This is a genomic window from Dyadobacter psychrotolerans, from assembly GCF_004349265.1.
In the GTDB taxonomy this organism is placed as follows: Bacteria; Bacteroidota; Bacteroidia; order Cytophagales; family Spirosomataceae; genus Dyadobacter; species Dyadobacter psychrotolerans.
This window is the reverse complement of record NZ_SMFL01000014.1, coordinates 56,198-68,880: the sequence shown is the minus strand read 5'-3', so window position 1 is coordinate 68,880 and position 12,683 is coordinate 56,198. Positions and strand designations below refer to the sequence as shown.

The following is a 12,683-nucleotide window of genomic DNA, read 5'->3' as shown; positions in this document are numbered from 1 at the left end:
TTGAATTATTGGTTTTTTATCGGCCTGATGATCATTCGTAGCGACTGATCTTTTGTAAAGTAAGTTCCTGCCCAGTTGTAGAGCGTCCTGAATCTGTTTTGATTCGTTATCAGAAACATCAGATGCACAAATACCCAGATAAGCCAGGCAAAAGAGCCCTGAAAATGCATTTTGGGTTTTGGTAAGTCGACGACGGCCTTATTTGTGCCGATCACCGCCATTGTTCCTTTATCATAGTATTGGAAAGGATTTGGCTTTTCGTTCATCAGCATACAAGAGAAGTTTTTTGCCAGATTGATTCCCTGCTGGATTGCTACCTGAGCAAGCTGCGGATGACCTGCCGGGTAATGCGGGTCGCTGGTCTGAATACAAGTATCACCGATGGCATAAACATGCTCCATACCCTGAACTTTATTACATTCATCGACCATCAGTCTTTTACCTCTGCCATAACTTTGCTTTGGAATTCCTTCAAACACAGAAGCTGAAACACCAGCTGCCCAAACAAGCGTTTTGGTTTCTATTGAATCACCGTCGACAAATTCGACAATGTCATTTTTATAATCTTTGACCTGCTTGGCTAACATGATTTCAACACCCATATCGTTTAGGGCCGACCAGGTATCCTGCTGAGATTCTTCACTCATGGGAGCAAGCAGATGCTGGCCGCCATCGACGAGAAAAATATGTGACTCGTAGCCGTGGCAGCTCAGTTCGGGGTAGTCTTTGGGAATGATGTTTTGTTTCATTTCAGCGAGCATACCCGATATTTCCACACCGGTTGGGCCTCCGCCAGCTACCACAACGGTCATTAGTTTTTTTCGCTGCTGCTTGTCAGTTGCGTAGGTGGCCTGTTCAAGTGTTTGTAAAAAGTGGTTTCGTAGTTCCAGTGCATCATTGATTGTTTTCATGGGCAGGGCATTTTTACGCACATTCTCCATGCCGAAATAATTGGTTTCTGCACCCGTAGCGAGCACCAGATAGTCGTAGTAAAGTTCTCCCGTTGATAGTACGACCTTGTTTTTAGAGGCAATTACCTCGAGCAACTCACCCGTGCGGAAGCTGATGTTATCCATTTTCTGAAATAGTTTTCGGAAAGGATAACTGATATTGGAAGGTTCCAGAAATGCAGTGGCAACCTGATAGAGCAGGGGAGGGAAAAAGTTGTAATTGTTCCGATCCACCAGCATCACATGAAAACCGGTTTTTCCGGCCATGCTTTTAGCAAGGTTAATGCCTGCAAAGCCTCCGCCGATGATGACAATTTGTTTCATAAGACCTAATTTAAATTTATAAATAGAAATAAAATAGTCGGGTTAAATCGCTGGCGGGGCTATTTTCATGATGTTGACCTTCAGAAGAATACCGGATATGGATCCATATATTAGAAGCAGGATAAATTGCATTTGTATGTAGTCCTTGATATCAGCCAGTGTTCCGTCTTCGATAAAAAGTATTCTGAAACCATTTACAAATGACATGTACGGAAATGCCCCGCCATACAGTTTTGCCGCCGCCCCGTCCTGCTCAAATGGCCAGCTGAAACCTGAAGAAACATAGGCAGGCATGGATAAGATGATCAGAAATTGCAAAGCCTGCAACTGATTTTTAAATAATAGTCCTGCAATGATCCCCTGAAAGCTGATGGTGACAACGAAGACCAAAAACACCAGAAAAACCGGTCCGATTTTATCAGGAAGTGTTTGCCGGAAAAGATGGAAGTAGACCGCGTAAACACCTAAAAGTAAAACGGCTAAAATCCAGTAGGGGATAAGTTTCGAAAACATAACGGTAAAAACAGAACCGCTGCTCAAACTTATCAGATTTGCAAAAGTGTGATTCTCAAATTCTGAGGCGAAGCTGATGGCAAGTACAACAAGAATAACCGACTGCATAATAATGCCCAGAAATGAGGGCCACACGAAAACGGAGTAGTTCGATGCGGGGTTGAATAGCCGGAACGTATTTACTTTGAAGGCTTCATATTGCCCTGCTGCCAGACTACCGGGTACTTTGTTTTTCTTTAATCCTTCAACTGCCAGGGAAGTGTTCAGGGCGCCGGCAGCTGCATAGACAGATCTGCTGATGTAACCGGCTGGTATCAGGTTGGCGTTGTTGATATAGGTATTGATTTCAGGATGGCGGCCTTGAAGCAAGTCCGCTTCAAATCTTTCGGGGATCAGGATTGCACCATGAAATTCTTCTCCCATAAGTAATTGACTTGTCTCCGTATTTTCGTAGTAAACACGCTGCACATCCACGGCGTCTATATCAGTCAATATATCGATGAAGCGGTTGCTGGCTGGCGAATTGTCCAGATCCACAACGACAACCGGCAGATTATTCAATTTCCCGTCCACATAGATAAATCCAAAGAGCAATCCGAACAGCACCGGACCACCAATGTAAAGCGTTGGCATAACCGGATTTGAAAAGAACAGCCGGATTTCCCGTTGAAGTAGTTGGAGGAAATTTTTCATTTGGCGGCGATAATTGATTGCTTCGATGCAATGCCGATCTGCTTTCTTAAAACCAGTATACTCAATGACAAATAAACGGCGATCTGCATCAGCTGATGGTTCAGGTTGGGCAGAATATCTGTGAAGTTGGCACCCTGAACAGTTACCATGCGCATTGCTCTGAGAAATGGTGTTAAAGGAATAATATTAGCAAACCATTGCAGGATTTCTGGCATTTGGGATGACGGCCAGCTGAATCCGGACAAGCTGAATGCAGGCGAAGCCAAACTCATCAACAATTGCGTGGCTTTGAGTGGAAGCGGATTACGAATGCTGTATAAAATGGCAAGCGAGCTGGTTGCGATAGCCATTAATAGTGCGGAGATAAAAAGTGCTGCTGGATGCGTCGGAAGCGGTATATGAAATTGATTTGCCAGCAGATAATAACAACAAATAGTCCAGACTGACATGAGTAAATATGGCACCATCTTGACAAAAATTAATACCAGGGGCGATAAACTGTAACGCAAAAGACCGCCTTCATTAAACTGATTTGAGGCATATTCCAAAGAAAAACCCGATCCCAGTGCGAGCAGTAAAAGCTGGTGCATAATAGCAAAAATAAAACCTGTCCACAGGTAAATAAGGTAGTTTCCACTTGGATTAAACTGCTGGAAAACATTCATTTTCAGGGCTTCATAGTTCTCATTTGCCAAAGCAGCCGGACTTCCTTTGCGCTGTAAAGAACTGATGGCAATGCCTGCATTTAAGGTGGCAGCTGTGGCCGAGATCGCAGAGCTTACCGCGCCGGATGTCAGCGTATTGGACATGTTCAGATAGATGTTGATTTCGGGATGGCGCCTGGTAAGTACGTCCGCTTCAAAACGGTCCGGGATTGTCACTACGGCCACAGCTCTGTCTTTCAGCATGGCTTGGTGAAGTCCTATGGACTCGAATTTTATTGCGATGACCTTCAGTGTCGGGTTATCAGACAGCATATCACAAAGCGTGCTACTGAGCGGCGTATTGTCTTTGTCAACAATGACAACGGCCTGTTGTTTTACTTTGCCCCTGACGTATACATTTCCCAGAACTACGCCCAGTATAACTGGCATACATAAAAAAGTGAAAGCAAATACTTTGTTTGTCCAGAATATTGTGAACTCCCGCTTAATCAGTAAAACTATATTTTTCATGGTTGTCAGATTAGTTATTTACTAAGGGTAATCGTCGCATTGTAAAGCAATTCTTCTGCAAGACTGACATTTTCAGGGAGTATTTTTAGATCATAAACGGCATCGTCCATCTCGTAGTCAGGATAAGCTGTGGTGATGTCGGCATAACGTGGCAACTGTTTGATGTTGATAATTTCGGCAGTGTAGCTTTTCTTGTTATAGGCTACATTTACAGTTACTTTCTGTCCTTTCGTAACGGCGGAAATACTGCTCTCGGGTATGGTGAAACGAAACCAGGTGCTGTTTGGAATGTACCCGCTAAAAATAGGATAACCGGCTGTGGCGAGCTCGCCTTCCCGGATGGTAATTGTTTCTACGGTCATGTTATTTGTCGCGATGATATATCTTTCCGAATAGGCAATTTCCGCTTCCATAAGCACGCCACCTGCCTGTTCATTTTGCCCGACTGTCGTAATTTTTGCTTCAAATCGCGTACCCTTTACTGCTTCATTTAGCTCGGCAGTCACCGCGTCGAGCTGTGATTTGGCGGTTTGAAATTTTACGTATGATTCGTCGTAAGCCTGCGGTGATAACAGGCTGTCCGAAAACATGGCGCTGGCTCTGGTATAGGATTTTTGAGCAAATTCAAATTGCTCCCGATTGATTGCTTGCTTTGCATAGAGCTGTTTAAGCTGATTTTCAGTAGCCCCGTTCGAAGCCAGTAATCGTTGCGCAGAAGATGCCTTAAAAATACCTTTTGCCTGAGCTATTTTTGCACTTACCTCAGGAACATCCAGGATTGCCAGCGTATCGCCCGTTTTCACGGACTGGCCTTCGTGGCCAAAAAGTTTCACGAGCCTGCCAGTCACTTTTGACGTAAAAGAAAGTGATTCTCTTTTGATCTTTCCCTGCAGTAATTTTTCTTTCTTACTTTCACAGCTGCTGGTTGCTATCAAAGTCAGAACGGTATAAGCAATTATTTTAACGGGATTCATATTAAATCAAAAGTTAGACTTGTAACTAGGTATATCTTGCTGATTGTAATTTGTTAAGGATAGCCTGGCATGCTTCACATGTACATCCGGCCCGCCTTCTAATTTCGACTAATTGCTGATTCGTATAGATTCTATGGTCAATTCGCCTTTCGCTTGTAAGAGACCGATTACGGCCCTTCTCTGGTCGTAAATCGCCTGAATATATTCTAATGCGGCACTTTGATAATCATCTTCTGCATCAATGAGCTGTAATGACTTAATCAGCCCGGTGCGATATTCCCTGGTTGCCTGGGCTAGTGCGTTGTCAGCAACTTGCTTTTGTTTTTCCCTGTGCAGGATTTCAGCATCAGCCACGTTGAGGTCATTCCTGTTTTTGAACAGATTCAGTTCCAGTTTTTCAAGAACCTCTTTTTTCTCGTTTTGTGTTTTTTGTAGTTCAATCCCGGATTTTTGAATTTCCCTTCTGCCTTCCCGGCCATCAAAAAGATCCCATTTTAAACCAATCCCGATGTTAAACATAGGCAGAATGTTCAGATTTGGCATGCCAGCAGACAACTTTTCTCCTTCTACCATTAATGGTCTACTACTTTTGATATGCCCATTAAGCAATCCCAGATAACCTAAGGAGGAAGATGCCTGTATTTTTGGGACAAACCAGGTTTTGTCTGCTTGTATCTGAAAACGGTTTGCTTCCATGACGGCATCAAGTGCGATCAACTCCGCCCTGGTGTCAAATGAGTTGTCTGAAGTCACATTTTTGAAAGCAATCAGCGACGGATCAAGAACAGAAAGTTGCACAGGCTCAATGTCTGTCAAAAGATGCAGCTGACGCAACACCAATTCACGCTTACCGTTATACGCTGTGATTTTCGATGCCAATTGCGCCTGTGCAACCTCTATTTTCTGATGTTCATATTTTGTAATGAGTCCGTAGCCAAATGCTTTATCCGATGTCTTTTTGTTTTCTTGCAAACGTTTTTCACTTTCATTCAAAACGATACGTACTTGTTTTAGCAAAGCAAGCTGGTCATAAGCTGTCATCACTTCGTGGATAATCTGCTGCTTGTCTTTTTCAAGTAATGCAGTCTGGGCATTTACCTTTTCAGCCAGTGCTTTTTTAAGATATGGAATTTTACCACCTGAATAGATCAATATTTTGGTTTCCACACCTGCCGTGAGTAACTGAGAAGTGGCTGTAAAATGATTTTTACCTTCCGCAATGTCAATGTCAAGCTGAGCAATTTGCATTTCGTGCGTCCTGACAGCAAAGGAAGAAAGCATAAATGCATCTTTGGCTGAGAAGTCAATACGTGGCAGATAAGCATTCTTTAATTTCTGCTGATCGATGTTTGTCGATTGAATATCCAAACGCTTGTTGGCCAAAGCAAAGTCCTTTTCAAGTGCTTTTTCAATTAAATTCTGCAAAGACGGCGCACCTGGCTGCGCTTTGAGGGTTGGCGCCCAGAACAAAAAACAGAATGCGATATGTTTTAAGCTAACTTTCATTTGTTTTCTGTTTTCATATTTTGCAGATATAATTCAATACCAATTGGCCAGGAAAGCGGTCAGATGCCCGGTAGCCATCAACTATCAGGAAAGCCGGACAGAAGCGGCTTTGGGTTGGTGAAAAAATTGGTGTCAGATCCGAAAACCAACCGGCATTGAATTACACTTGTTTATACAAAAATAAAGAATGGGTATACGCTTTGAAATGGCTTGCTAAAGGTAAAAGTTGTACATCTGTGGTAAGTTTTTTCTTAGTTGCCAGCTGGCTCACCAACTGTAATAAAGTGAAATATTTCCAACATTATGACCCTGCAATCCTTTTAAATAAGCAGTTGTGGGTTTTTGAGTGTAAGAGATTGCAAATTGCTGAAACACGAACGTCAGCCCATAATTGACGTCTGCCATAAAGTTGTTAATATCATGTTTTGTTTTTGTAACGTTTTTACCTTCCCCACTGTCTGTGATTCGTCCCTGTAGTAAAGCATTCGAAAAAATAAAAGATATCTTCGGTTTAATAAAAAAGTAGAATTGTAATTTTCGCCTTCCGGTACTGCTTTCAACTGTTGAAAACTGACTTATAACTCCGTTGAAGTATGGATTCATTAAGCCGCATCTTAAAACCGGATAGACAGATAAAGCGTTAAGCATTGTTCCGGCTGATAATTCTGTCCCACCTAAGATATCGATGACACCATTGTGGTTTGCGATTTGTTTTTCAAAAATGAAGTTGGCATTTAACAAAGGACGTATCTGTAATTGATGGTGCCAGCCCTGCGGTATTTCGTCGCGGATCATTCGGTGAACGAATTTTTGGACAGTTTCTGACATTGCAGGTGAGCCCCGGATACCAAGGGTCATTTCTGTTTCAAAACTGGATTTACCGTTCAAATTGTATGTTGTAATGCTGTGGCTGACCGTCAGAGCACCTGCGTAAGAATAGTCGTTGGCTTGATACTCTGTTTTACTCAGATCATTTGGCGTAAACATCATTTGAGACAAACTCCATCCGTGCACATGATGGAACTGCTTATTCTTTGTGTTTAAAAAACGATTTTGAAAGGGTAACTTAGATGTGTTTTTTACGTAGAAAATATCAAGTTTCAAGCCATTGGTGTATGCCTTGTCAGTTCCCCGAAGGTTAATATTCAGAAAGTCATTGTCATCATATAAACGAAACAGAACCTTGGTTGTATTCGGCTGCGCAGATTGGCAAAAGGCGCATTGCGAATAAACAGAAAGTAGTGGCAGAATTAGTATGATATTTTTCATGGCTTAGCAATAACATCTTAATCAGGAAAATAATAACGTCCCTAAGTTTGAGACGTTATTATGAAATACACTGTACCTACCCATATTCCTTATCAGGTTTTTGATTTTTCAGGCGTTAATTGCACGGCTATTTCTAGCTCCGCGCATAGTAAGGACACTTTTATTTATATGGCTGAATATCTTATTACAAAGGTGCAGACTTAGTGAATCCGGCAAAATGCCTGAATGAGGGAATTACTTGTATGTTTTGCGAAATTTAATTGGCCGTAGCTTCAGTATCGGTAAAACACAGATAGTGGGCTAACTCTGATTAAGAGAAAACATCTGCTGGCCAGTCACAACCCGCTTGCTACTGAAAGTCAGCGAAATGGTCGTTCCGTGCTCACTTAATATTTGCAGATCCGCATGAATTTCATTGCTGAGTCCTCTCATGAGTTTCATGCCTAGCGAGGAAACCTTTTCTGTGTTAAAATTCGGCTTAAGTCCGATACCGTTATCTGCCACCGAAAGCTTAAAAAGCTGATCATTCACCTGTTTGAAGGTGATACAGATCAGGCCGGTCCTGTTGCCGGGGAATGCATATTTTAAAGAATTGGTAATAGCCTCGTTAAGAATTAACCCCAGCGGAATTGCCTGTGCAACATCAAGTTCGATAGGGTCAACGTCAAGTTGGAAACGAATATCCTGGCCATGAATAAAACTGTCACGCAGATAGCTGGCTAATTCCTGAATGTATGACGACATTTCGATTGTCGTTACATCTTCGGATGTATATAACTTTTGATGTATCAGAGACATCGCATGAATCCTGTGCTGGCTATCATGAATGGCTAATAAAGCATCATCGGATAGATATGCAGATTGAGATTCAAGAAGACTCATAATGGTGTGAAGATTGTTTTTGACGCGGTGATGTACCTCTTTCAGCAGCCATTCTTTTTCTTCCAGAAGATTTTCCAGAGAACTGTTTTTCCGGCTGATTTCATCCTGTTTGGTCTGCAATTGTTCATTGCTTCGCTGCTTTACCCGGTACTGGTTGTAAAGTAAGCCAACTATGACGAGCAAAAGCAAAATTCCACCGAAAGTCATGTTCCTGATAAAGTCACCTTCCTTTAACCTGGCTTTTTGAAGCTCTCCTTGCTGAGTAAGTAATTTAATATTCTGATCCTTATTCTTAGTTTCAAATTGAACCTGCATAAAATTCATTTGTCTTACGGAAGACAGGTTTAAAAGAGAATCAGAAGTCAGTTTAAATTTTTGATAATTTTTAATTGCAGAAACATAATTTCCATTAAGGGAATCAAGCTTAAAATTAATGAAATCTATTTTGGAACGGTTAAACACCGATCCTGTGCCAGAGAGGAATGGCTTTGCCTTTTCAACATACCATTTTGTCTTTGCCTGATTGCCCAAACTAGCATAGAACATGGCAATATTGAGATAATGGCTTGGTATTTCTGCATAAGCGAACTTAGCCGGAAAATTTTCTGCCAACGTGGAATATAAATCGTAAAATTTAATAGCGATTTTCGGTTGATTTAAATATGTATGGCAATGACCTTGTAGAATAGCTAAACTCATTTTTTGATACAAGGTGGTAGGAGGATATTCTCTGATAACTGGCGCGAGAAATTTTAAGGCCTCTTTCGGACTATTAAAAACAATCATTTGATTCGCGCAGGTAATAAAGCTGTTATACCAGAACAGTTGGGTTTCCTTTGACTTATTTTTTAAAGATTTCAGCAAAAGGTTGATCCCTTCTTTTTTATCCATGTGAAAATACAATTGAGCCAGCCTGAGATAAAAAGGGGCTGCAAATTTTGTGTCGCCGGTTTGCTCCATCACCTTTACAGCCTCCGAAGCGTGCGTTATGGAAGAAATATAATCTCCCTGAACATCTTCAATAAAGGAAATGGCATTCAGGGCAATGTGGGTGTGGAAATAGCCCGCGGCATTTTGAAGCTTGATTAGTTCTGCTTGTTTCGCTTTGGAAATATTAAAATCCGTAATAAAATATTCAATGACAATATTTGAGAGTACTTCAACTTCTTTTTCCATTAATCCTGCATCTCTGCAAAGCGGACGTGCTTTTTCAAGCAAAGCCAGTTTTATTGGGTTCCCTACTGAAACATTGATAGCCTGATTAGCTGTCGCCAGTGCAATTCCCTTTTTATCCTTCGCCCTCATGTTGGCCTTTACAACATCCGAAAAGTGCTTTTGGCTTTGCGCAATATCACCTTTTTGCGCACAAAATTTAGCCAGAAGGCTCAAACTTTCATTTTTCCACAAAGGTTTATCAGATAAAGCTGCCAGTTTTTGGGATTGCAGAATATATTTTAAAGACTGATCCAAGTCTGTTTTGTTCATTCCTGGCTTAAACAGATAATAGGTCCCTAAATCCAGTCCAAGTCGAATGCGGTCGTCCCCGTTGATTTTATTAAACAACCGTTCTGCCTCACTGATTCTGCCCGAGTCGATCAGATTTCTACCTTCGGAAGCTGCGCCGTTGTCATAGCCTTCGTTAAACGGAAATAACCGGCTGAACTTATAAGCCCTGGTGGAGAGCAGCATTGCACTATCTAGATCGAGTTGTCCCTGTCCTACCATAAACAGGTTCATTCCAGTACTGATAGCCAGCAAGCGCTTTTTGTTGATATCATAGCGACCGACAACTCTATCTGACAAAGATTGGCTGTGACAAACGTTATAAAAGGACAGAATTATTAGTGATAGCGTTATGTTTACAGCGATCACTCCGAGTTTGATAGAACCTCTCATTTATTTGACGTTAATTCTGTGCTGAGATTTGATAACTACTTTTTAGTAATATGTCTGTGTTAAATGACAGATAAATACCAGTGCCGCTTAAACTTTCAACACGAAAATCAGCATGTAGCTCGGTGCTAAGCCCTCTCATTAGTTTCATTCCCAGAGAGGAGATTTTATCCTGTTCAAACCCAGCGACAAGCCCAACTCCGTCATCTTCCACCGACAGCTTGAACTTTGTGTCGTCTAATTGAGCAAATATAATAGAGATTAAACCCTTTCTGTTATCCGGAAAGGCGTATTTAAGCGAATTTGTGATCGCCTCATTTAATATGAGTCCGAGAGGAATTGCCTGAGCCACATCCAGCTCAACAGGCTCAACATTTAAATCAAAAGTAATTCTCTGCCCTGTGGTAAAACTTTCACGCAGATAGCTGACCAGTTCCTGAATATAGGTGGACATTTCGATTGTTGTTACATCATCAGATGTGTAAAGCTTTTGATGGATAAGTGACATGGCATGAATCCGGTGCTGGCTATTTTGAATGGCTGACAGAGCATCATCAGCCAGGTAAGCAGACTGAGATTCTAATAGACTCATCACGGTATGCAGATTATTCTTAACCCGGTGATGTACTTCTTTGAGCAGCCACTGTTTTTCTTCCAGCAAATTTTCCAGCACCTGGTTTTTGTTTACAATTTCATTCCGCTGGATTTGTAGCTGTTCGTTATTACGTTGTTTCAAACGGAACTGTTTATAGAGCAGGCCAACAATAACAAGTAGTGCCACGATTCCACCCATGGTAACGTTACGTAAAAAATTGGATTCATTCAGCTTGGCCTGCTGAAGTTCGCCACGTTGGGTCAGCGATTTGATACTCTGTTCTTTATTTTTAGTTTCGAACTGAACCTGCATAAAATTCATTTGTCTCATTGACGCCAGGCTAAGATTCGAATCGGATTTTTCTTTATATCTCTGATAATTTTTTATAGCGGAAACATAATTTCCGTTTAACGAATCAAGCTTGAATTGCACGAGACTATATTGCCAGGAGATGAACAGTTTGCCAGCCGATGACATAAAAGGTGAGGCTTTATCCAGATAATATTGTGTACGGGCCTTATTGCCGGTATTGGCATAAAATTTTGCTATTCCAATGTAACACGAAGGCAGTTCAAGATAGACGAAATGCGCAGGCATTTGATCGGAGAGTTTTAAAAACAAATCGAAAAAGTGTATTGCCAGTTTATCCTGACGAAGACTCGCATAGCAATCACCTTGCAGGTAGGCAACAGCCATTCTTTCCCACAGAGACTTGGGAGGATATTCTTTGATGATTGGCATTATCAGGTCCAGTCCTCGTTTGCCACCATAGAAAGTGATAGTAGCCTGTGCAGCATTAACAAAGCTTTTGTACCAGACCAATCTTGTCTGTTTTGATTTATTTTCAAGAGCTTTCAGGTAAATGTCCAGGCCCTCTTTCTTGTCCATATGAAGATACAAAAGTGCAAGGCGGGAATAAAAGAGAGGTGCAAACTTGGTGTCTCCGGTCTGCTCCATGGTTTTAACAGCCTGTAAAGCACTGGTTAAGGCGGGGATGTAATCACCTCGCATATCGTCAATGAAGGAGATTGTATTCAAAGAAACGTGTGTATGTCTGTAGCCTGATGCATTTTGTAGTGCGACAAGTTCGAGCAGTTTTTTCTTGGCCACATCAAAATTAGAAATGAAATACTCAATGGAAATGTGAGAAAGTACTTCGATTTCTTTGTCTTTTAATCCTTGCTGCTTACAGAACAGCTGTGCTTTTTCTAACAAGCTAAGTTTTTCGGGGGTTCCAACCGGAAGGTTAATGCCTTGGTTGGCCATAGCCAGTGCAATACCTTTATTGTTGTTTTCGATTTTATTTGATCCTACAACTTCTGAAAACAACTTTTGACTTCTTAAAATATCACCGCTTTGCAGATAGAACTTAGCAAGTAAAGTAAGGCTTTCATTTTTCCAGAAAGTTTTACCGGATGAAGCTGCAAGCTTTTGGGCTTGCCGGATATAAAGCAGAGACTGATCAAGGTCTGTCTTGTTATTTCCCGGTTTAAACAAATAATAGGTGCCTAATTCCAATGCCAGACGTATTTTGTCGTCATTTTTTTGTTTATCGAGCAATCGTTTAGCTTCATTTATGTTCCCCGAATCAATCATAGTTCTGCCAACAGAAACAGATCCGTTGTCATATCCCTCAGAATAAGGCAGGAGTCGGCTGAAGTTGTAAGCCTGGCAAGACATTAACATGGCGCTATCCAGGTCTATTTGTCCCTCGAGAATCATGTAAAGGTTAAGTGCTGTGCTGATTGCCAGGAGACGTTTTTTATTGATATCATACCGGCCAATAACCTGTTCGGACAAAGATTGGCTATGAACCGGCACGTAACTGGTCAGAAGCAAAAGCCATAAAAGACTGTAAGCTTTAAATTTCCGTCCAAACGTTTTAACTATTTTTGAAATCTGGCCCATT

Annotated in this window: 8 protein-coding genes; all 8 read right to left on the bottom strand. The window is 41.5% G+C overall.

The window, feature by feature from the left end; translation table 11 throughout:
* Window positions 1-5: 5 nt before the first annotated feature.
* The 8 genes from E0F88_RS27180 to E0F88_RS27145 all read right to left on the bottom strand — a co-directional run bounded on the left by E0F88_RS27180 (window position 6) and on the right by E0F88_RS27145 (window position 12,682).
* Entirely contained in the window at window positions 6-1,274 is a 1,269-nt protein-coding gene (locus tag E0F88_RS27180) for an NAD(P)/FAD-dependent oxidoreductase (RefSeq protein ID WP_131961465.1), read from the bottom strand.
* Between the two features lie 42 nt (window positions 1,275-1,316).
* Window positions 1,317-2,480, bottom strand: coding sequence for an ABC transporter permease (locus E0F88_RS27175; protein WP_131961464.1), 1,164 nt, complete (start codon window positions 2,478-2,480; stop codon window positions 1,317-1,319).
* On the bottom strand, window positions 2,477-3,655 hold the full coding sequence (locus tag E0F88_RS27170; protein ID WP_131961462.1) for an ABC transporter permease: 1,179 nt from the start codon (window positions 3,653-3,655) through the stop codon (window positions 2,477-2,479). Before E0F88_RS27170 ends, E0F88_RS27175 begins: the two co-directional genes overlap by 4 nt.
* A gap of 14 nt (window positions 3,656-3,669) precedes the next feature.
* Entirely contained in the window at window positions 3,670-4,629 is a 960-nt protein-coding gene (locus tag E0F88_RS27165) for an HlyD family secretion protein (RefSeq protein WP_131961461.1), read from the bottom strand.
* A 108-nt stretch (window positions 4,630-4,737) separates the two neighbouring features.
* Window positions 4,738-6,135 (bottom strand): TolC family protein, encoded by a 1,398-nt coding sequence (locus E0F88_RS27160; protein ID WP_131961459.1) that lies wholly within the window; start codon window positions 6,133-6,135, stop codon window positions 4,738-4,740.
* A 267-nt stretch (window positions 6,136-6,402) separates the two neighbouring features.
* The gene (locus E0F88_RS27155; protein WP_131961458.1) at window positions 6,403-7,404 is read right to left on the bottom strand and encodes a lipid A deacylase LpxR family protein; all 1,002 of its coding nucleotides are present in this window, start codon (window positions 7,402-7,404) and stop codon (window positions 6,403-6,405) included.
* A 300-nt stretch (window positions 7,405-7,704) separates the two neighbouring features.
* Complete coding sequence (locus tag E0F88_RS27150) at window positions 7,705-10,182, bottom strand: sensor histidine kinase (protein ID WP_131961457.1); 2,478 nt, start codon at window positions 10,180-10,182, stop codon at window positions 7,705-7,707.
* A 10-nt stretch (window positions 10,183-10,192) separates the two neighbouring features.
* Complete coding sequence (locus tag E0F88_RS27145; RefSeq protein WP_131961456.1) at window positions 10,193-12,682, bottom strand: sensor histidine kinase; 2,490 nt, start codon at window positions 12,680-12,682, stop codon at window positions 10,193-10,195.
* Between the last annotated feature and the right edge of the window lies 1 nt (window position 12,683).

Coding starts and splice junctions, on each gene's coding strand:
- E0F88_RS27150 (WP_131961457.1), bottom strand. CDS start 10,182: ATGAGAGGTTCTATCAAACTCGGAGTGATCGCTGTAAACATAACGCTA.
- E0F88_RS27145 (WP_131961456.1), bottom strand. CDS start 12,682: ATGGGCCAGATTTCAAAAATAGTTAAAACGTTTGGACGGAAATTTAAA.
- E0F88_RS27155 (WP_131961458.1), bottom strand. CDS start 7,404: ATGAAAAATATCATACTAATTCTGCCACTACTTTCTGTTTATTCGCAA.
- E0F88_RS27180 (WP_131961465.1), bottom strand. CDS start 1,274: ATGAAACAAATTGTCATCATCGGCGGAGGCTTTGCAGGCATTAACCTT.
- E0F88_RS27165 (WP_131961461.1), bottom strand. CDS start 4,629: ATGAATCCCGTTAAAATAATTGCTTATACCGTTCTGACTTTGATAGCA.
- E0F88_RS27160 (WP_131961459.1), bottom strand. CDS start 6,135: ATGAAAGTTAGCTTAAAACATATCGCATTCTGTTTTTTGTTCTGGGCG.
- E0F88_RS27175 (WP_131961464.1), bottom strand. CDS start 2,480: ATGAAAAATTTCCTCCAACTACTTCAACGGGAAATCCGGCTGTTCTTT.
- E0F88_RS27170 (WP_131961462.1), bottom strand. CDS start 3,655: ATGAAAAATATAGTTTTACTGATTAAGCGGGAGTTCACAATATTCTGG.